General features: G+C 45.3%; 24 protein-coding genes and 1 other annotated feature. All 24 genes read right to left on the bottom strand.

Translation table 11 applies throughout. The annotated features are described in order from the left end of the window. Window position 1: 1 nt before the first annotated feature. The 24 genes from rplL to NST47_RS03415 all read right to left on the bottom strand — a co-directional run bounded on the left by rplL (window position 2) and on the right by NST47_RS03415 (window position 20,675). On the bottom strand, window positions 2-364 hold the full coding sequence (rplL, locus tag NST47_RS03530; RefSeq protein WP_076237511.1) for a 50S ribosomal protein L7/L12: 363 nt from the start codon (window positions 362-364) through the stop codon (window positions 2-4). A gap of 49 nt (window positions 365-413) precedes the next feature. Next, on the bottom strand, window positions 414-911 hold the full coding sequence (gene rplJ / locus NST47_RS03525) for a 50S ribosomal protein L10 (protein ID WP_240421582.1): 498 nt from the start codon (window positions 909-911) through the stop codon (window positions 414-416). 123 nt (window positions 912-1,034) lie between these two features. After that, window positions 1,035-1,192: a sequence feature (ribosomal protein L10 leader region), on the bottom strand. A 45-nt stretch (window positions 1,193-1,237) separates the two neighbouring features. After that, window positions 1,238-1,930: a 50S ribosomal protein L1 gene (gene rplA, locus NST47_RS03520; RefSeq protein ID WP_076237517.1), complete on the bottom strand. Its 693-nt coding sequence runs from the start codon at window positions 1,928-1,930 to the stop codon at window positions 1,238-1,240. A 53-nt stretch (window positions 1,931-1,983) separates the two neighbouring features. Then, window positions 1,984-2,409, bottom strand: a complete 426-nt coding sequence (rplK, locus tag NST47_RS03515) for a 50S ribosomal protein L11 (protein WP_341153938.1) — start codon at window positions 2,407-2,409, stop codon at window positions 1,984-1,986. Between the two features lie 39 nt (window positions 2,410-2,448). Next, the gene (gene nusG, locus NST47_RS03510; RefSeq protein WP_076237548.1) at window positions 2,449-2,982 is read right to left on the bottom strand and encodes a transcription termination/antitermination protein NusG; all 534 of its coding nucleotides are present in this window, start codon (window positions 2,980-2,982) and stop codon (window positions 2,449-2,451) included. Window positions 2,983-3,010: 28 nt separating this feature from the next. Then, window positions 3,011-3,223, bottom strand: coding sequence for a preprotein translocase subunit SecE (gene secE, locus NST47_RS03505; protein ID WP_076237522.1), 213 nt, complete (start codon window positions 3,221-3,223; stop codon window positions 3,011-3,013). Between the two features lie 18 nt (window positions 3,224-3,241). Next, window positions 3,242-3,391: a 50S ribosomal protein L33 gene (gene rpmG, locus NST47_RS03500; protein ID WP_028552031.1), complete on the bottom strand. Its 150-nt coding sequence runs from the start codon at window positions 3,389-3,391 to the stop codon at window positions 3,242-3,244. A gap of 198 nt (window positions 3,392-3,589) precedes the next feature. Next, a complete protein-coding gene (gene sigH, locus NST47_RS03495; RefSeq protein WP_076237524.1) occupies window positions 3,590-4,237 on the bottom strand; it encodes an RNA polymerase sporulation sigma factor SigH in 648 nt (215 codons plus the stop codon). A 126-nt stretch (window positions 4,238-4,363) separates the two neighbouring features. Beyond that, window positions 4,364-4,891, bottom strand: a complete 528-nt coding sequence (locus NST47_RS03490; RefSeq protein WP_076237527.1) for an NYN domain-containing protein — start codon at window positions 4,889-4,891, stop codon at window positions 4,364-4,366. After that, the gene (gene rlmB / locus NST47_RS03485) at window positions 4,892-5,638 is read right to left on the bottom strand and encodes a 23S rRNA (guanosine(2251)-2'-O)-methyltransferase RlmB (protein ID WP_445667347.1); all 747 of its coding nucleotides are present in this window, start codon (window positions 5,636-5,638) and stop codon (window positions 4,892-4,894) included. Between the two features lie 48 nt (window positions 5,639-5,686). Beyond that, window positions 5,687-6,127, bottom strand: coding sequence for a Mini-ribonuclease 3 (locus NST47_RS03480; protein ID WP_341153936.1), 441 nt, complete (start codon window positions 6,125-6,127; stop codon window positions 5,687-5,689). Then, complete coding sequence (cysS, locus tag NST47_RS03475; protein ID WP_341153935.1) at window positions 6,127-7,524, bottom strand: cysteine--tRNA ligase; 1,398 nt, start codon at window positions 7,522-7,524, stop codon at window positions 6,127-6,129. Before cysS ends, NST47_RS03480 begins: the two co-directional genes overlap by 1 nt. Next, window positions 7,514-8,164 carry a serine O-acetyltransferase gene (cysE, locus tag NST47_RS03470; RefSeq protein ID WP_083689852.1) on the bottom strand — a complete coding sequence of 217 codons (651 nt, stop codon included), beginning with the start codon at window positions 8,162-8,164 and terminating at the stop codon, window positions 7,514-7,516. Before cysE ends, cysS begins: the two co-directional genes overlap by 11 nt. 400 nt (window positions 8,165-8,564) lie before the next feature. Then, window positions 8,565-10,022 (bottom strand): glutamate--tRNA ligase, encoded by a 1,458-nt coding sequence (gltX, locus tag NST47_RS03465; RefSeq protein WP_341153934.1) that lies wholly within the window; start codon window positions 10,020-10,022, stop codon window positions 8,565-8,567. Window positions 10,023-10,074: 52 nt separating this feature from the next. Further along, entirely contained in the window at window positions 10,075-10,560 is a 486-nt protein-coding gene (gene ispF, locus NST47_RS03460; protein ID WP_341153933.1) for a 2-C-methyl-D-erythritol 2,4-cyclodiphosphate synthase, read from the bottom strand. Next, window positions 10,557-11,261 (bottom strand): 2-C-methyl-D-erythritol 4-phosphate cytidylyltransferase, encoded by a 705-nt coding sequence (ispD, locus tag NST47_RS03455; RefSeq protein ID WP_341153932.1) that lies wholly within the window; start codon window positions 11,259-11,261, stop codon window positions 10,557-10,559. Before ispD ends, ispF begins: the two co-directional genes overlap by 4 nt. A gap of 113 nt (window positions 11,262-11,374) precedes the next feature. Beyond that, entirely contained in the window at window positions 11,375-12,472 is a 1,098-nt protein-coding gene (locus NST47_RS03450; RefSeq protein ID WP_341153931.1) for a PIN/TRAM domain-containing protein, read from the bottom strand. Between the two features lie 152 nt (window positions 12,473-12,624). Beyond that, window positions 12,625-13,359 (bottom strand): CDP-diacylglycerol--serine O-phosphatidyltransferase, encoded by a 735-nt coding sequence (gene pssA, locus NST47_RS03445; protein ID WP_076237540.1) that lies wholly within the window; start codon window positions 13,357-13,359, stop codon window positions 12,625-12,627. A 74-nt stretch (window positions 13,360-13,433) separates the two neighbouring features. Next, window positions 13,434-14,513 carry a DNA integrity scanning diadenylate cyclase DisA gene (gene disA / locus NST47_RS03440; protein ID WP_076237541.1) on the bottom strand — a complete coding sequence of 360 codons (1,080 nt, stop codon included), beginning with the start codon at window positions 14,511-14,513 and terminating at the stop codon, window positions 13,434-13,436. A 32-nt stretch (window positions 14,514-14,545) separates the two neighbouring features. Further along, the gene (gene radA / locus NST47_RS03435) at window positions 14,546-15,913 is read right to left on the bottom strand and encodes a DNA repair protein RadA (protein ID WP_076237542.1); all 1,368 of its coding nucleotides are present in this window, start codon (window positions 15,911-15,913) and stop codon (window positions 14,546-14,548) included. A gap of 184 nt (window positions 15,914-16,097) precedes the next feature. Beyond that, the gene (gene clpC / locus NST47_RS03430) at window positions 16,098-18,521 is read right to left on the bottom strand and encodes an ATP-dependent protease ATP-binding subunit ClpC (RefSeq protein WP_341153930.1); all 2,424 of its coding nucleotides are present in this window, start codon (window positions 18,519-18,521) and stop codon (window positions 16,098-16,100) included. Window positions 18,522-18,589: 68 nt separating this feature from the next. Next, window positions 18,590-19,651, bottom strand: a complete 1,062-nt coding sequence (locus NST47_RS03425) for a protein arginine kinase (RefSeq protein WP_341153929.1) — start codon at window positions 19,649-19,651, stop codon at window positions 18,590-18,592. A gap of 34 nt (window positions 19,652-19,685) precedes the next feature. Next, on the bottom strand, window positions 19,686-20,201 hold the full coding sequence (locus tag NST47_RS03420) for a UvrB/UvrC motif-containing protein (RefSeq protein ID WP_341153928.1): 516 nt from the start codon (window positions 20,199-20,201) through the stop codon (window positions 19,686-19,688). 12 nt (window positions 20,202-20,213) lie between these two features. Further along, complete coding sequence (locus NST47_RS03415) at window positions 20,214-20,675, bottom strand: CtsR family transcriptional regulator (protein ID WP_076237546.1); 462 nt, start codon at window positions 20,673-20,675, stop codon at window positions 20,214-20,216. Window positions 20,676-20,843 lie beyond the last annotated feature (168 nt).

Below are 20,843 nucleotides of genomic sequence, written 5' to 3'. Positions count from 1 at the left end.
ATTACTTAACTTCTACAGTTGCGCCAGCGCCTTCAAGTTTCGCTTTAACAGCTTCTGCTTCTTCTTTGCCCACTTTTTCTTTGATTGGTTTTGGAGCGCCGTCAACCACGTCTTTAGCTTCTTTCAAGCCAAGACCAGTGATTTCACGAACGATTTTGATAACGTTGATTTTGGAAGCGCCAGCGCCTGTCAAAATTACGTCAAATTCTGTTTGCTCAGCAACTTCAGCTACTGCTGCGCCGCCGCCCACAGCAACTGGAGCTGCTGCAGTAACGCCGAATTCTTCCTCGATCGCTTTTACAAGATCGTTCAATTCCAAAATTGTCATTGCTTTAATTTCTTCCAAGATTGTTTCCTTACTCATTTGTGTATACCTCCGTTAATTGTTTTATGAAATATTTATTATTCTTAAATTAAGCTTCTTGCTTTTCTGCAACAGCTTTAACTGCAAGAGCGAAGTTGCGAACAGGAGCTTGTAAAACGCTAAGCAACATGGAGAGCATACCTTCTCTGGAAGGCAGATCCGCCAATGCTTTGATTTGATCAAAGCCAACAACTTTACCTTCAACAACGCCTGCTTTAACGCTAAGCTTGTCGTTCTTTTTAGCAAAATCCGTTAAGATTTTGGCAGGAGAAACGATGTCATCTTTGCTGAATGCAATTGCCGTAGGACCGGTCAAAAATTCATCCAGTGCAGATAGGTCAGCACTTGCAGTTGCGCGTCTAGCCAAAGAGTTTTTCAGTACTTGAAATTCAATACCAGCCTCACGCAATTGTTTGCGAAGTTCGGTAACTTGAGATACGTTCAATCCACGGTAATCCGTTACGATTGTGCAAGAACTGCCTTTTAATTTATCAGCTACTACATTCACTTTCTCGGCTTTTAATTCAATTGTTTTCGTGTTTGCCATTTTTGCACCTCCTAAGAGCATCTGTAAAGATGCTTTCTTCGTAAGCATGATCTTAACTTTCGTAAGAAAGTTATCTTCGTAAGCATAATCTTAAAACTGAACTCAGCACGTAAACGAAGGCATCCGTAAAAGTAAAGATGCCTCCGCAGACGCTGCGAAGGCATGATGATTCACGTTATCTTTGGTCGAACAAAGAAACCCGATTCTATATCATAACACCTCGGCAGGACATTAAGCTCTAAATGAGCACCTGCTGTCTACGGTAAGTCATATTCGATTATCAGCTAGAATAGGTTATCATGACCTTACTAAAAAGTCAATCCAACTTATCTATATGTTTGTGTGTTAACGCGAGCAGCAGGACCCATTGTTGAGGAAACTGCGATGTTTCTAAGGTAGATACCCTTAGCAGCAGCAGGCTTCGCTCTAACCAAAGCATCGATCAATGCGCGGAAGTTTTCAGCCAACTTCTCGTCATCAAAGGAAACTTTGCCAATTGGAGCATGGATTTGTCCGGCTTTATCCAAACGGTATTCGATTTTACCTGCTTTGATCTCCTGAACTGCTTTCGCTACATCAAATGTAACGGTACCAGCTTTAGGGTTAGGCATCAAACCTTTACCACCCAAGATACGACCCAACTTACCCACTTCACTCATCATGTCGGGAGTTGCTACGCAAACATCAAAATCAAACCAACCTTGTTGGATTTTGTTAATCATGTCTTGATCGCCTACGAAATCAGCACCAGCCGCTTCCGCTTCTCTTACTTTATCACCTTTGGCAAATACAAGAACACGTTTAGTTTTACCAGTACCGTGTGGCAATACAACAACGCCACGAACAGCTTGGTCTTGCTTTCTTGGGTCTACACCCAGACGAACTGCTACTTCAACAGTTTCATCAAACTTAGCAGTTGCCGCTTTTTTAACAAGCTCAATTGCTTCTTTAGCTTCATACAAAGCTTCTGCATCAAACAGTTTAACTGCTTCTGCATACTTTTTACTTACTTTAGCCATTTGGTTATCCTCCTAAGTGGTATTAGCGGAATGTCCTCCCACTGTGCACGGAACTAGTCTTTGATAACTACGCCCATGCTGCGTGCAGTACCTTCAACCATACGCATTGCAGCTTCAACAGATGCAGCGTTAAGGTCAGGCATTTTTTGTTCAGCGATTTCACGGATTGTCGCACTTGTTACAGTTGCAACTTTCTTCTTGTTCGGTTCACCGGAGCCTTTAGAAATTCCAGCAGCAACGCGCAGCAATACAGCAGCCGGTGGCGTTTTGCAGATGAATGTAAAGGAACGATCCTCGAAAACTGTGATTTCAACAGGAATAATCAAACCCGCTTGATCGGCAGTACGAGCGTTAAACTCCTTACAAAAAGCCATGATGTTAACACCTGCTTGACCCAGAGCCGGACCGATTGGTGGAGCCGGATTCGCTTTAGCGGCACTAACTTGCAATTTAACAATTTTAATAACCTTTTTTGCCATTGTGTTACACCTCCTTGCGCTAGTATACGATATTACCCTTTAGATCTTTTCTACCTGATGGTAGTCAAGCTCCAAAGGCGTTTCTCTTCCGAACATGTTGACATGTACCTTCAGCTTGCTCTTGTCGACCAGAATTTCTTCAATGGATCCAACAAAATTAGCAAAAGGACCTTCTTTGACACGTACGGTTTCCTTCAATTCGAAGTCAATCTTAGGCTTAGGCTCTTCCATGCCCATATGCTTAAGAATGGCCTCCACTTCTTCAGGAAGCAAAGCAGTTGGTTTCGAGCCTGATCCCGTCGATCCGACAAAGCCCGTGACACCCGGCGTATTACGCACGACATACCACGAATCATCCGTCTGAACCATTTCAACCAGCACGTAACCCGGATATACTTTACGCATAACCGTTTTCTTCTTGCCGTCCTTGTTTACAATTTCTTCTTCCATCGGAACCAAAACACGAAAAATTTTGTCAGTCATATCCATAGACTCAACGCGTTTTTCCAAGTTTGCTTTGACCTTGTTTTCATACCCGGAATAGGTATGTACGACGTACCATCTTTTTTCCATTTCCATAATCGCCACCTATAACTCCCGCTTATTTAAAAATAAGGCGTAGCAGCTCAGAAATACCCAAATCCAGCACATAGAAATAAACAGTGACAAAAGCAACCGTAAACAGCACAACCAGCGTATAGCTGATCAACTCTTTACGATTTGGCCATTTTACTTTTTTTAATTCGGCCCAACTGTCCGCAAAAAAAGAAAATGTGTTACCGAAGCTCCGCTTCATTCGAACCAGAAATGACAAAACTACACCTCCAAGAAACTACCTAGTTTCGCGATGAGCAGTATGTTCATTGCAAAACTTACAAAACTTCTTCAACTCCATGCGGTCCGGGTTGTTGCGCTTATTTTTGTTGGACGTATAGTTCCTTTGCTTGCAGTTCGTGCACGCTAACGTAATAATTACCCGCATGATGTACACCTCCTACGGTCCCAGCCTCATATTTGAATCCTTAAAAAGAGCAAAAAAAGCCTACCAGTTTTAAGGCTACCTGATTACTTTAGCATAGCGCTATTTTCATGTCAAGGAAAACCTATTTACCAGTATATACGAAGTATTGGGAAACTAAACTAGCAAAAAAAATAAAGCACCGCATCATCAACAGGCGCTTTACCTTGCATCTCTAACTTCCAAATACCGTTCCAGCTTTCGCTTGACACGCTGCAAAGCATTATCAATCGACTTCACATGACGATCCAGATCTACTGCAATTTCCTGATAGGAACGGCCGTCTAAATATAGCATCAGCACTCTGCGTTCCAGATCGCTTAAAATTTCACCCATTTTATCTTCCAACCCGCTGAATTCTTCTTGGTTAATAATCAATTCCTCAGGATCGGTCACACGTGATCCGCAGATGACATCAAGCAGGGTTCGATCGGAGTCTTCATCATAAATCGGTTTATCGAGCGAAACATAGGAGTTGAGAGGAATATGCTTCTGGCGGGTTGCGGTTTTGATCGCCGTAATGATTTGACGGGTGATGCAAAGTTCAGCAAAGGCTTTGAAGGAGGCCAGCTTGTCTCCACGAAAGTCACGTATCGATTTATATAAACCTATCATACCTTCTTGCACGATATCTTCCCTGTCAGCACCTATTAGAAAATAGGAGCGTGCTTTGGCGCGAACGAAGTTTTTATACTTGTTAATCAAGTACTCCAATGCGTCGCTATCCCCTTCGCGGACCGCTTCGACAATGTCTTCATCTGCCTTGAGGTCGTATTCGCACATTCTCAATTCTTTGAGGTCGACACTCAAAATAATCCCTCCGGCCTAGGCAAGACTCATAATCTACTTGATCCTAAAAGATAGGATAAGTATACATTATGTAATCTATTATCGTCAACCGAATTCACGATAGCATGGGCTTTATTCATTCTATCGTCATCGGCCTCTGCGCCATTTTTCAAAGAGATCTTTCATCTCGCTGCTTAGCTTGCTGTCAAATGTATTACGCCTTCGCGACGTGTCCTGCTCGATTTTGTTATCAATTTCCCGCTTGGCATGCTTGACCTTCACCAGAAGCTCACTGGCCGGAATACGAAATGCACCTTTTCCAAAAATCACATTCTGCTCGGTCATATCGGAGGTGGCCACATAGATCTGCTTGCGCCGCCCCACATGCTCGGTAACCAGGCGTTCAATCAGTTCATCCGCCGTCTCCTTTTCCTTCGTATAATAAATTCGCAGCTTGCTGTGTTCATACTTGCCGCCCAGGCCGGGCACATAGTAGGCATCGAACACCAGCAGTACTTTGATACCGGAAAAGGATTGATATTCAGCCAGCAGCTCGATTAATCGGTCACGCGCATCCTCCAGGCTAATATCCTTAAGCTTCTGCAGCTCGGGCCAATCTCCAATAATGTTGTATCCGTCCACAATGAGAAACTCCTTGAATGCCGGAGCTACCATCTATTTCACAGCAAGCCGCTGACGGACTACCTCGTACATAAAGACGGATGCAGCTACGGAGGCATTCAACGAATTGACGTGTCCGAACATAGGAAGCTTGAGCAGGAAATCACATTTTTCTTTGATTAATCTGCCTACGCCTTTATTCTCATTCCCTATGACGATAGCGAGCGGAATGGTCAGATTGGTCTGATAAATGGGTTGATTGGCAGCAACATCCGTACCCGCTACCCATACGCCACGTTCTTTTAATTGCTCGATCGTTTGCGCCAAATTCGTCACCCGCGCCACTCGAACGTACTCCACAGCTCCCGCCGAGGTTTTGGATACAGCAGCCGTCAAACCTACCGCTCTGCGCTTGGGAATGATAACCCCATGCACCCCCGTACAGTCAGCAGATCGAAGAATCGAACCCAGATTATGCGGGTCCTCAATCTCGTCCAAAATAAGGATAAATGGCTCCTCATTGCGACTTTTCGCATATTCCAGAATATCTTCAATTTCCACATAAGCATACGCGGCAACCTGAGCGACAACACCTTGATGCGGCACCTCATCGACCATCTGGTCAAGCTTGCGCTTGTCCACAAATTGGACAATGATCCCCTTTTGTTTAGCCTCGGTTACGATCGGCTGAGTCAATTGCTTTTGGGCGCCCTCAGCGACCCATATTTTATTAATCGTTCGTCCTGAACGCAAAGCCTCAAGCACCGAATGCTTGCCGGCAATATATTCTTCTTCCTCCATGTTCATGCTCTCCTTTATGCAAAAGCTGGCTTTAACTAATTGCCATCGTCATTTTGCGTCCTGCTGATTAGGTTCAATTGTTTGCATCATGATGTATTGAAGCCTTTCCAACTGCTTCGTGTAATATAAGTAGCCAAGCAAGCATTCGAATGCCGTACTGTGGCGATATTCCAATATATCTGCATTTTTCGCTGATGTCCCTGACTTGGCATTACGTCCACGCTTGACGATATCCGCTTCCTCTTCGGTTAGTAACGGCATGAGACGCTGCAGATTTTTGGCCTGCGCCCTCGCCGAAACATATTGTGTTGACAAACGATGCAAATGATTCGGTCGTTGATTGGCCATTGAAATGACGTATTGTCGAATAAATACCTCATAGATCGCATCCCCTATATAGGCGAGTACGATTGGACCCAGCAGCTTTGGTTCTTTGGCGGGAGGGAAGCAAAATAAATCGGTCTCCATAAAAAAAGGTTCTTGGCTCATTATTTCCTCCGCCAACGAATACCTTGTGCCGTATCCTCCAGTGTGATCCCCTTTTCCGTTAACAGATCACGGATTTCATCCGCACGCGCCCAGTTCTTGGACTTGCGTGCTTCCGTGCGATCAATAATCAATTGTTCGATTTCCTGATCCAGCAGCTGCTCCGCTGGTTGGGCTAATATCCCCAATACCTTATCCATCGTTTCAAACCGTTCCAGTAACAACTGCAGCGAGCTGCGTGTCACCTCTGCCTGCTGGACATACAGGTTTGCTGCGCTAACCAATTCAAATACAGCCGTAATCGCATCCGGTGTATTGAAGTCATCATTCATTTTCAATTCAAATTGCCGCTGCACTTCAGCTACCGCGTGTGCGATTTCTTCGGCAACCTCTCCTTCACCAGCTGTAGACAGACGATGCTTAATATTGGCCAGGCAATTCTCGATTCGCGCCAATCCATTGTTGGCTTGCTCAATGGTCTCTTCACTGAAGTTCAGCGGGTTGCGATAATGCACCGATAGCATGAAGTAACGCAAGGTTTGCGGGCTGATCGTTTGTAACAGCTGATGGACATTGACACCATTTCCGAGTGATTTCGACATTTTTTCATTATCAATATTAATATACCCATTATGCATCCAGTAGTTAGCCATAGGGTGGCCGGTCAAGCATTCAGATTGCGCAATTTCACATTCATGATGAGGGAACTGCAGATCCTGCCCTCCCCCGTGGATGTCGATCGTATCACCTAAATATTTGCGAACCATCGCGGAGCATTCGATATGCCAGCCAGGTCGTCCCTGGCCCCATGGACTGTCCCATGAGATTTCGTCTGGCTTGGCAGCCTTCCAAAGTACAAAATCCTGGGGATTTTCCTTGCGGTCGTCAACCTCTACACGGATGCCGAATTGCAATTCATCCAGATTTTGATGCGACAGCTTGCCGTATTCTGTGAACTGCGTTGTACGGAAATATACATCACCACCGCGCTCATAAGCGAAGTCTTTTTCAAAAAGACCCTCAATGAATGCGATAATTTCGTCAATATTCTCGGTTACACGTGGGTTTAATGTGGCTCTGCGGATGCCTAAGCCTTCCGTATCCTCATAAAACTTTTGAATAAACATATCGGCCACTTCAGGGACGGATAATTCCATTTGCGCCGCTTTTTTAATCAGCTTATCGTCCACATCGGTAAAATTGACAACATAATTGACTTCATAGTTGATGGATTCCAAATATCTCCGAACGACATCAAAGAACACCATCGGACGTGCATTCCCTATATGGATGTAATCATATACGGTCGGACCACATACGTACATTTTTACTTTTCCAGACTCGAGAGGCTGAAATTCATCCTTTGCTCTTGTTAGTGTATTATAAATTTTAAGCACCATGATCCTGGCTACCTCCACTTGTCTGTTTGATCGTCTCTACTTCCAATTTCAAATCATCAATCTGCTGCTGCAGCTGTCGAAACATATCGATAACCGGATCGGGCAAATTATTATGATCCAACCGTCCCACACGAACCCCATCCCGCTTCACGATTCGTCCAGGTATACCTACAACTGTACTATTGGGCGGCACCTCACTGAGTACAACCGCATTGGAGCCTATGCGTGAATTATCGCCTACAAGAAAAGAGCCTAACACCTTGGCTCCAGAGGCAATCACCACGTTGCTGCCGATCGTCGGGTGGCGTTTTCCTTTTTCCTTACCGGTGCCTCCAAGGGTTACTCCTTGATAGAGCACGACATCATCGCCAATTTCGCATGTCTCTCCGATAATTACCCCCATACCGTGATCGATGAAAAAACGACGGCCAATAACAGCTCCCGGATGAATCTCAATTCCGGTCATGAAACGGCTCCATTGAGATATCACTCTGGCAATCGTATACCAATGGTTTTTATACAGGTGGTGTGCCACACGATGCGCCCATAGCGCATGCAGTCCTGAATAAGTAAAGACCACTTCAAACCAGCTGCGAGCCGCCGGGTCATTTTCGAATATCGTCGAGATATCTTCTTGCATGAACTTTAACAAGCCACTCCACCTGCTTTCCTTCTTGTCGTAGGCTGACCAACAAGCTGTACACATAGAAAAGCCCCCACAGCCATGAAGGCTGCAGAGGCGAAAAAGTCGCGGTTCCACTCTGCTTGGACAGCAACATCCTATCCATCTCAACTGTTCGTAACGTGAACAGGTACGGTAAGACTACCTTGACTTCAGCTGTGCCCGTTATAGGCAGCCATCTGAAGCAGCTCGTCAATACGGCTCCCAGGTGCATTTCCAAGCGACAGGATATGGACAGCTTTCAGCTCGGGCTGTATGGCCGCGGTTGTCCTCTCTGTAAAACCCTAACTCGATTGTACTCTCCTGATCTACGCCACGATTGTTATATTAGGATTAGTATAACGAAAAAGCATTCGGTTTACAATAATTTGTTCAAACGTGCAACAACCTTTTCTTTTCCCAGCAAAAACACGGTCATATTGAGGTCAGGACCATGCGTTTGACCTGTTAAGGCAACACGAATCGACATAAAAAGCGGCTTGCCTTTATAGCCTGTGGCCTTCTGGACAGCTTTCAGCATAGCTGGAATAAGCTCTGCTTCAAAGACTTCAGCACGCTCCACTTCGTCCAGGAACCCGCGAATGACAATCGGCGCATACTCTTCAGCCAAGATGGCCTTTGCTTCTTCTTCCTCATAGGATACATCTTCCTGGAAAAAGATTTGGCTCAGCTGAACAATCTCTCCAGCGTACTGCATCCGGTCTTGATTCAAGCCTACAAGCTTGTTAATCCAATCTTCCTGCTCGGAGCTCAATATCTGCGGAACCAGTCCGGCAGTTTGCAAATGCGGCAGCGAAAGCTCCACAACACGAGACAGCTCCGTTTTTTTCATATAATGGTTGTTCATCCAGTTCAGCTTGTCCATATCAAATACCGCAGGGCTTTTGGACACACGGCTTAGATCGAATTGGGCAATAATTTCTTCTTTGGTGAAAATCTCTTCTTCGCCTACTGGAGACCATCCGAGTAAAGTAATAAAGTTCAGCACCGCTTCAGGCAAATAACCCAAATCGCGGTATTGGCCAATAAACTGGACGATCGACTCGTCGCGCTTGCTCATTTTCTTGCGGTCTGGATTTAATATGATCGACAAATGAGCAAATTCCGGTATCGGCAATCCCAGTGCTTCATACATCAGAATCTGTCTTGGCGTATTCGACAAATGCTCCTCGCCGCGAATAACAAGGTTAATTTTCATCAAATGATCATCCAGAATAACAGCAAAATTGTAGGTCGGGATTCCGTCCGCGCGTACAATGATGAAGTCGCCAATCCCATCGGATTCAAATTCCACATGCTCACGAATCCGATCCTTAAAAGCGATCAGACGACCCTCGGGCACACGGAACCGTATCGACGGCTTACGTCCTTCAGCCTCATAAGCAGCAATTTGTTCCGCAGTTAAATAACGGCCCTTTCCTGAATAACGGGGCATTTCCCCTCTTGCTTCCTGCTCGGCACGCTCCTGCTCCAGCTCCTCCTCGGAACAATAACAGGGATAGGCATGTCCGCCTGCAAGAAGCTGCTCCACGAAAGGCTTGTACAAATCCAGACGCTCCATTTGACGGTAAGGTCCGTACTCGCCACCAATGTCGAGACTCTCATCCCAATCCAAACCAAGCCACTTTAATCCATCCAGTTGATTGCTGACTCCGGACTCAATATGGCGGCTTTGATCGGTATCCTCGAAGCGAATAATAAATTGTCCGCCATCTTTACGAGCCATCAAATAATTGAATAATGCTGTTCGCGCTCCACCTATATGTAATTGACCGGTTGGGCTTGGCGCATATCTTACACGCAAATGATCTGACATCATAATGGCTCCTCTCCTGTATTAAAAACCGTTAACCTAATAATAATAGTTGTTATGATAGCACATTTCTTATTAGACAAACAACCGATTGTGAAGCAATTCCTTCACCGCGTCCTGTAAAACCCAACTGTTCGGTAGTGGTCGCTTTGACATTGACCTGTGAAGGCTCCGCTTCCAGTGCTTGAGCAATACGGTCCACCATTGCCGGAATATAGGGAGCCATCTTAGGCTTCTGGGCAATAATCGTTGAATCGATATTTCCCAGCTTGTAGCCCGCCTCTTTGGCCAACTGCCATACCTGCACCAATAGCTGGTAGCTATCGGCATCCTTGAATGCCTCATCCGTATCCGGAAAATGCTTGCCGATATCTCCCATGCCAAGTGCTCCAAGTATCGCATCGCTGATCGTATGCAGCAATACATCCGCATCGGAGTGACCCAGCAGTCCTTTTTCATAAGGAATTTCAATTCCACCGATAATGCATTTACGCCCTTCCACCAGCTGGTGTACGTCAAAGCCCTGTCCTACTCGAATCATGATTGCTTCTCTCCCCTAACATTATGGATAATCCAATTGGCCCAAGGCAGGTCCTCCGGCGTTGTGATTTTAATATTGTAATAGTCCGCTTCTACAACTTGAACGCTTATGCCCAATTGTTCAACAAGCATGGCATCATCCGTACCGATAAATCCTATCTTTTTTGCCTGCTCATAAGCTTCCAGCAGCAATGAAAAGCGAAAAGCCTGTGGGGTTTGAATAGCCCACAAGCTTCGACGATCAGGTGTGGATTGAATCTTTCCCGTCGTGTCAACTACTTTAATCGTATCCTTAACGGGCACTGCCAGAACAGCCGCTCCCGTTTCCATTGCTTTATGCCAGCAAGCGATAATATGCTCCTTGGCTGTAAAAGGCCGGACACCATCATGCACCAATACCCATTCCGTATCCTTTGCCAACATCTGTAAACCTTTGTAAACGGAGTCCTGCCGTTCTTGGCCACCTGCGACAACCGATTGCACCTTGGACAGCCCATACTGCTTCATATAGCCCCTACAGCGCTCTACATCATCGGCACCCGTTACGAGTACGATGGAGTTAACCTGTTCCATCTTTTGAAAAAGACTCAATGTATGTACAAGAATCGGCTTTCCATCTAAAATCAGAAACTGTTTGCTTTCTACGGTTTGCATTCGCGATCCTTTGCCCGCAGCCACCACAACAACCGCCAGTTGATTCATTTATTTTATTCACCTGCCGTCTGCATCCTAGCGCCTTCTCACCCTTACACTGCTGGTGTCATTCTGTTCCCAACATGGTTTCAAAGGTACTGCACTCCTCTATCATAAACGTTTCAGAGTGCTTTTTCCAATAATTTCGGTTTGGCAAAAATCATTCGGCCGGCAGAGGTCTGCAGCACACTGGTTACCATCACTTCAAGCGTCGTCCCGATGAACTCCCGTCCACCTTCCACAACAATCATCGTACCGTCATCCAGGTAAGCAACACCTTGTCCGTGCTCCTTGCCGTCCTTAATGACCTGGACCAAAATTTCCTCTCCCGGAAGCACGACCGGTTTAACTGCATTTGCCAAATCATTGATATTGAGCACCGATACCCCTTGCAGCTCGCACACTTTATTCAAATTAAAATCATTGGTGATTACTTTGCCCTGCAGTACCTTGGCGAGCTTGACCAGTTTACTGTCCACTTCGGAAATCTCTTCAAAATCTCCTTCATAGATCAGCACCTTCACATCTAGTTCCTTTTGGATTTTGTTCAAAATATCCAGCCCACGGCGACCACGGTTCCTTTTAAGCAAATCAGATGAATCCGCAATATGCTGCAGCTCCTCCAACACAAACTCAGGAATAACGAGCGTCCCCTCAATAAATCCGGTTTTGCAAATGTCGGCAATGCGGCCGTCGATAATGACACTGGTATCCAAAATTTTATGTTCCTCAAAGCCCTTCACTTCGCCTGCTGCTGCACGTTCTCTGGAGGAACGGCTTTTGGTCAGCAAACTGATGAATTCCTCACGTTTGGCGTAACCCAGACGAAATCCTACAAAACCCAGCATCGCGGTCAATACCGTATGCAAGAATGGAGATAATAAGCCAGCTTGCTCAAAAGGTGTCAGCAGGTTGACTGTCAGCAGCAAACCTACTCCGAGCCCAAGTATACCCGATATCAAATCAGCAATAGGGATATGTCCAATCCACTTCTCTGCGCGCTGCAAAAGCTTCCATCCATAATCAGCTACCCAAGCGCCTATCCCATAAAATATCAAAACCCCAATAACCATCATCCAATAGCCTTGTCCTGCTACTTCCTTGATACCAAAAGCGGTATCCAGCATACCAAAAAGAGGTTTACCAACGATAGCACTCCACTCAAAACTCAATAGACCTCCAATAACGGCAAAAACACATTGAAACCATTTTTTCATCAATAGGGTCACCTCCATGCTCCTTTTCATACGTTCAGGTTCGTTAACATTATGAACCAAAAGCTTGCTGCCTAATCCTCAGTTATGTAAAAAAAACAAAAAAAGCATTTAAATTCCGAATACGGAAAATAAATGCTTTTCATTTTCGACTTATTTTAAAGAGATGGAGTTTCCGGCTTCACATCATCACCGGATTTACGTGATCTTTTACGCTTTGTAAACAGTCGTTCAGCGTTTTTTTTTAAGCCGTACAGCGCATACAGCAGCAGCGGTACAAAAATCATTTTAGATAACGTGCCTGGAAATTGAATGGCAACAACAACGGCGATGATCACAACAACCGGTGTAATCCAGATCGCTTTCTTGGGAATGCCCATTTTTTTGAAATTAGGGTATTTGACTGTACTTACCATCAAATAAGATAACAACAATGTACTCAGAACGAGTACAAACGTATTTAATTCATTGTGAAAGAGCGCCAATGTACACAGGACACCACCAGCAGCCGGAATCGGCAAGCCGATAAAATAGCCCGGAGTACCCGCAATCACGTTAAACCGTGCCAGACGAAGTGCACCACAAATTGGAAACGCTGCAGTTGCAATCCAGGCTGTCGCGGCATTTAACTCTGTAAAAGCCACAACATACATAATAAAAGCCGGTGCTACACCAAACGAAATGACATCGGATAAGGAATCCAATTCTTTACCAAATTCACTTTGTACGTTCAACGCTCGAGCAACTCGTCCATCCAAACCATCCAGAAGCATGGCAATGATTACCATAATAGCAGCTAAGTCCGGTTGCTTATTGAAAACGAGAATGATCGCGATAATTCCCAAAAATAGATTTCCTATTGTGAAAATATTGGGAAGAGATTTTGTCAGCATGTTTTGTCCACCTCTGGTTTTACTTTACCCTAATACTTCTTACTATATTAAGGCACCCACTGATTGTTTGCAAGCTAAATGTGTCTGTCAATGAATACTTGGTCCTTGATTCTTTTCAAACCTTCTTTGATTGTCCTTGCCCGAACCTCTCCAATTCCTTCCACCTCGTCTAATTCGCCGATCGTAGCCATCATCAAATGAGGGAGGCGTCCAAACCGTTCCACAACATTTTGAATGATCGTAGAGGGCATCCGTGGAATCTTGTGCAGCACACGATAGCCCCTTGGGGAAACGGTTTCTTCAGCGCTGTTGCTGGCAGTTGGATAGCCGAGCAGTCGAGCCACATGATAATGGTCAAGCATCTCTTCGGATGCCAACCGTTTGAGGCTGTTGGTCAAATCCTTGATTTTGTCCTCATTCAAATCCTTCACATAATCCTTGAGCAGCAAATAAGCATCGTATTCTATTGTACCTACCAGCTCTTCAAGCTGCATGCTGATGAGTCTTCCTTCGGTTCCAAGCTCCACAATGTATCGCTTGATTTCAGCCTTGATGCGCAGCACCATCTCAACCCGTTGAATAACATTGGTCACATCATGCAGTGCAACCAGTTCTTCAAATTCAGAGGCGCCCAGGTTGGTCAGAGCCTGGTCTAGCACTGATTTATATTTTTCCAGCGTCTGAATCGCTTGATTAGCTTTGGTAAGAATAACGCCTATGTCTTTTAACGAATAGCGCAGGTTTCCTTGATACAGGGTGATAACATTACGTCTCTGTGAGATAGATACCACAAGCTTGGAGGTTTGCTTCGCTACACGTTCAGCCGTACGATGCCGTATTCCCGTCTCAGAGGAGGAAATGGTGGAGTCCGGTATCAGCTGGGTATTGGCATACAAAATCATTTTCACATCTTCACTAAGAATAATCGCTCCGTCCATCTTGGCCAGTTCATATAAATAGTTGGGAGAAAAATCACAATTAATCGAAAAACCGCCGTCAACCAGCTCCATCACTTCCGGACTGTAGCCGACAACAATCAAGGCTCCGGTCTTGGCACTAAGCACGTTGTCGAGCCCAGCTCTAAAAGCAGTGCCTGGCGCAACTAATTGCAATAGCTGGTTCATTACATCTCTCTTTACTTCTTCCTTGCTCATGTTGTTCCTCCCTGCCGGCCCTGTTTTTACATCTATCCTAGTGCTGCTTTTAATGCTTCTGATACTGTGTTTACGCCTATGATTTCTATACCCGTGGGCGGTGTCCAGCCCTTCAGGCTTTTCTCAGGGACTATTACTCTGCGAAAACCAAGTTTCTCAGCTTCCCTGACTCGCTGATCGACACGGGAAACTCCGCGTACCTCACCCGTTAACCCGACTTCGCCAAATACGACATCAAAAGGCTGAGTTGGCTGGTCTCTGAGACTGGAGGCGATACTAACCGCTATGGCTAAATCAACAGCAGGTTCATCCAGCTTAATGCCACCGGCAACATTGACATAGGCATCCTGATTTTGCAAAAACATGCCCATCCGCTTTTCCAATACTGCGATAATTAAAGCGAGACGATTATGATCGATGCCTGTAGCCATCCGCCGCGGTGAAGGAAAATTTGTTGACGATACGAGAGCCTGGAGTTCTACAAGAACGGGTCTCGTTCCCTCCATGCTGGCGACAACCGTAGAGCCGGCAACCCCAAGCGGCCTTTCCGATAAAAATAACTCCGACGGATTGCTTACCTCAACCAAGCCGGTTTCCCGCATCTCAAAAATACCGATTTCGTTCGTTGATCCAAACCGATTTTTCACCGCACGGAGAAGCCGATAGGAGTGGTGCCGTTCTCCCTCAAAGTAGAGAACACAATCGACCATATGTTCGAGCATCCGCGGGCCGGCAATTGCCCCTTCCTTAGTAACATGACCCACAAGCACCGTGGCAATACCTTTGATTTTGGCAATTCGCATAAAATGGCCTGTGCATTCTCTAACTTGGGATACACTTCCAGGAGCCGAGGTTACAGCCGGATGGTATACCGTTTGGATCGAATCGATCACCAGAAAGTCCGGTTGAACCTCTGCAATAGACTCCTCTATCAGCTCCAGGTTCGTTTCACAAAGTACATACAGCATCTCCGAGGACGCATTCAACCGATCAGCCCGAAGCTTGGTTTGGCGTATCGATTCTTCTCCGGAAACATAGAGAACTTTTTTTCCCACCTGCGTCAGATCATGCGAGGTTTGCAGCAGCAGCGTTGATTTACCAATACCAGGGTCGCCACCAACCAGAAGCAAGGAACCGGGCACCAAGCCTCCTCCCAGTACACGGTTCAACTCTTTATTACCCGTTAGGATGCGCTGTTCCTCTCCACTTTTTATATTTATGATCGATACTGCCTTTTCTTTCGTATGGAGTAAAGAAGAATGTGTCATCTGTGTTTTGGATATGGTTTCTATTTCTTCTACAAACGTATTCCAAGCTTGACAACCCGGACACTTTCCTAACCATTTGGGCGAATCGTATCCGCATTCCTGACAGCAGAATTTTGTTTTTTGCTTAGCCATCTGTAATCTCCCTGCTGATTTCAATTGTTAGCTTTATTATAATCGTATCCATCAAAGTTTACCATTTTGCACAAGTAATGAAAACCCTACACCGATAAAGAAAAAAGCACCCTTCCCCCTGTGTATAGAAGGAAAGATGCTCTAGCTTTTTTAAAAACTCATTGTTCAAAAAGTATCTGTCTTATTAAGACTGAGCTACTGTCAACGCTCCATCTTTTTCGTCGATAACCAACGAATTACCCTTCACTATCGTGCCGCGGAGTATCTCCTCAGAAAGACGATCTTCAATATGTTTTTGGATCGCTCTACGAAGCGGTCTTGCACCATATGTCGGATCGTAGCCTTCTTTGGCCAGAAAAGCTTTGGCTTTGTCAGTGAGGATGAAATCAACATCCTGTTCCTTAAGACGCTTGCTCAGGTCAGCTGCCATCAATGTGACAATTTGACCGATATGCTGCTCATCCAACGAATGGAATACGATGGTTTCATCGATTCTGTTCAGGAATTCAGGACGGAAGCTCTTCTTCAACTCACCCATTACCTTATCCTTCATGTTGCTATAATCTTTACCTGCATCCTGGTTAGCGGTGAACCCAAGTGAAGAATTTTTCTTGATTACATCGGCCCCAACGTTTGAGGTCATAATAATCAGCGTGTTACGGAAGTCGACTGTACGGCCCTTGGAATCCGTTAAACGTCCATCCTCCAGCACTTGAAGTAAAATGTTGAATACTTCAGGATGCGCTTTTTCAATCTCATCCAGCAGTACTACGGAATAAGGCTTACGGCGTACTTTCTCGGTAAGCTGACCGCCTTCTTCATAGCCTACATATCCTGGAGGTGCCCCTACCAGACGTGAGGTTGAATGCTTTTCCATATATTCGGACATATCGATCCGAATGACCGCATTCTCATCACCAAACAACGATTCGGCTAACGCACGTGCCAGCTCGGTTTTACCTACACCTGTAGGTCCCAGGAAGATGAATGATCCAATCGGACGTTTCGGATCCTTAAGACCTGCTCTTGCACGACGTATCGCGCGGCTGACCGCTTTAACAGCTTCTTCTTGACCGATGACACGGTCATGTAAAATGGATTCCATTTTGAGCAGTCGTTCGGTTTCTTCTTCAGCCAGCTTGAGGACCGGAATCCCCGTCCAGCTTGCTACAACCTGCGCGATGTCCTCAGGAGTGACCTCGGAATCCGTACTTCCTTGCTTTTCTTTCCATTCGTTCTTCGTGGAATCCAGTTCCTCACGCATTTTTTGCTCAGTATCACGAAGGGAAGCGGCCTTTTCAAACTCTTGGCTTTGTACGGCAGCATCTTTCTCTTTGCGCACATCCTCAAGCTTGCTCTCCAGCTTTTTCAAATCTGGTGGTACCGTGTACGAGCGAAGTCTCACTCTCGAGCCTGCTTCATCCATCAAATCGATGGCTTTATCGGGCAGGAAACGATCAGGAATGTATCGATCCGATAATTGAACAGCTTGCACAATCGCTTCATCCGTAATTTTCACACGGTGATGAGCCTCGTAGCGGTCACGTAAGCCATACAAAATTTGGATCGCTTCTTCTGGTGAAGGCTGGTCAACCGTGATCGGCTGGAACCGTCTTTCCAGAGCAGCATCTTTCTCAATGTACTTACGGTACTCATCCAGCGTTGTTGCACCGATGCATTGAAGCTCTCCACGAGCCAGAGCCGGTTTTAAAATGTTGGATGCATCGATAGCACCTTCAGCCCCACCAGCTCCAATCAAGGTATGAAGCTCATCAATGAACAGTACGATATTGCCCGCTTGACGAATTTCATCCATGATTTTTTTAAGGCGATCCTCAAATTCACCACGGTATTTAGTACCTGCTACTACAGATCCCATATCGAGTGTCATAACACGTTTATCACGAAGAGTTTCCGGAATTTCGTTGTTAATAATTTTTTGAGCCAAGCCTTCAGCAATCGCTGTTTTCCCGACTCCAGGCTCACCTATAAGAACAGGGTTGTTTTTGGTTCTGCGACTCAACACCTGAATAACACGTTCGATTTCTTTGCTTCTTCCGATAACCGGATCCAGATGGCCTTCTTTCGCATAAGCAGTCAGATCGCGAGCCAAACCATCCAACGTAGGCGTATTTACATTTACTGTATTAGCATGGCTTGTTGTTACAGTCTCACTGCTGCCCAGTAATTGCAGCACTTGCTGACGCGCTTTATTCAAGCTCACACCCAAATTATTCAATACTCGCGCGGCTACACCTTCACCTTCACGAATAAGACCAAGCAGGATATGCTCTGTTCCAACATAAGTATGGCCAAGCTTGCGTGCTTCGTCCATGGACAGCTCTATAACTTTCTTGGCACGCGGTGTGTATGCAATGTTGGTCGGCTGCTCTTGACCCCGGCCTATCAAAGCTTCCACTTCGTCTTGAATTTTCTCCAAGCCGAGTCCCAAAGCTATCAGTGCTTTGGCTGCTATGCCATCGCCTTCACGGATGAGTCCAAGCAAGATATGCTCCGTACCGATATTATTATGGCCCAAACGAACAGCTTCCTCTTGAGCTAAAGACAGTACTTTCTGCGCACGTTCCGTAAATCTTCCAAACATCATATATAACACACCTTTCTGTTATAAAATAAGAAATTACTTACACCTTAGCATAACGCCCCATTGCTGCGCTACTCGGGTGTGAGCCTTTCCCGAATGAGCTGTGCCCTTCGTATATCTCTTTCTTCAGAACTTAACTTTTCTCCTGCATGCTGCTGCAAAAAGCCTGGCTGTGTCATGACCATAAGCTCGTTCATGACTTGCATGGGGACATTTTTGATAATACCCAAATCAATACCAAGCCGAACATCCGAAAGTCGCTGAGCAGCTTCCTTGGAATCCATGATCGCGGCATAAGACATAATGCCAAAGGATCGACTTACGCGGTCCACCAGCTTCGCCTTCATCTCGAGCTGAAGCTTCTCTCTGGCTCCACGTTCATGCTCGATAAGCTGGGTGACTACCCCACATAAATTATCGATAATTTCCTTCTCTGATTGACCTAAAGTAATCTGATTGGAAATCTGGAACAGATTGCCCAAAGCCTCGCTGCCTTCACCATACAGACCACGTACAGCCAAACCTACCTGTGTAATGGCTGACAAAATTCGGTTAATTTGCTGGGTGATCACCAAAGCAGGTAAATGAATCATTACCGATGCCCTGATTCCAGTACCAACGTTTGTCGGACAACTGGTCAAATAACCGCGTTTTTCATCAAAAGCATAGTTCAGCTGTTCTTCAAAAACATCATCCAGCTGATTTGCCAAATCCCATGCTTCCTGAATCTGGAATCCTGAACACAAGCATTGTATTCGTAAATGATCCTCCTCATTCAACATGATGCTGATCGATTCGTTGTCACTTAGAATAACAGCCCCGTTACGCGATTCATTGGCTAAAGCGGGACTGATCAAATGTTTTTCAACCAGTACTCGCTTCTCAAGCTCATCCAATTCGTCCAAGTTCAGTATCGAGAAATCACTAATGGTTCGCAATTCCTCATTCTGCAGAAGGCCCGTTAACATATCCAGCACTTCCTTGGACTGATCACTTGTCGAAAGCATGGGAAATGGATGCGACTGCAGGTTTCTGGCAATACGTACTCTGCTGCTGATTACAATATCTGAGTCAGGGCTTTCACCCTTCATCCAATCGCTTAAGGCTTGTTCCGTAAAACGATTTGTTACCATAAGCTTGCCTCCTGCCTGCTCAAAGGAACTAAACTTATCCTTCTAGTACTTTTTTCTCCAAATTGCGAATCTCATCCCGAAGTTCAGCTGCTTGTTCGAACTCTTCATTTTCAATTCGATTCAAAAGCTCTTTCTTTAAGCATTCGATTTCCCGCTTATGCTTTATTAACCCACCTGAACGTTTAGGAACCTTTCCGGTATGAACCGTACTGCCGTGAACTCGTTTAAATAAAGGATCTAACTTCTCATCGAAGTATTTATAACAAGAGCTGCAGCCAAATCTGCCTACTTTGCTGAACTGGCTGTAGGTTAACCCGCAATTCTCACAACGGCTTGGCTGAGCTTTAGGTGTTAACCCTTGACTGGCAGGATCGAAATCCAGCAGCCCTGAGAGTAAATTATGAATCGAGAACCCATTCGGTGTACCGGGGATTAACTCTCCCTTGTCTCTTGCGCATGATTCACAAATGTGAAATTCGGTTTTCTCACCATTAAGAATTTTGGTAAAATGAAGTGTTGCCTGTTTCTTGCCGCACTCCTGACAAATCATTGGAATCCCTCCTTATTTACTCAACAAGGAAATCAGCATGGCTTTTAGAATCTTGGCTCGGATCTCATCACGGAGAGGCAGCTTCAACTGGAGAACGTCTCTAGAGATCGCTGCTCTCATCATCGCTGCTTCTCTTGTCGTAATATATCCGCTCTCCTCCAACTGATACAGCAAGCCCTCAGAGGTCCCTTGATCGATCTGTGAGCAAATCGTTTTGAAAATAAGATCGAGAACAGACCCGTGAGCGTTCAGCTCTATTTTTTGAATACGGATATAGCCGCCGCCGCCGCGTTTGCTCTCTACAATATAACCCTTTTCCAATGTAAACCGGGTACTGATGACATAATTAATTTGAGAAGGAACACATTCAAATTGATCTGCCAAATCGTTACGTTGTATATCTACTACGCCTTCATCGCTTAGCTGCAAAATACTTTTCAGGTATTGCTCGATGACTTCCGAGACATTACGCATCAATTCGACCTCCTTACGAGAAGTAAATTGACTTTGACTTTCTTTGACTTTAACTTTATTATAGCAGTTTTCTGATAATTTGCAACTGGGAGCTGCATCATTTTATTTTCCGCTTTTCGGACTGTTTTAATTCTTTAAATCAAAAACAAAAAATAGCCTTTTCGGATA

The sequence above is a fragment of the Paenibacillus sp. FSL H8-0034 genome, from assembly GCF_038000305.1.
Lineage (GTDB): Bacteria > Bacillota > Bacilli > Paenibacillales > NBRC-103111 > Paenibacillus_S.
This window is presented reverse-complemented; position numbering and strand designations above follow the sequence as displayed.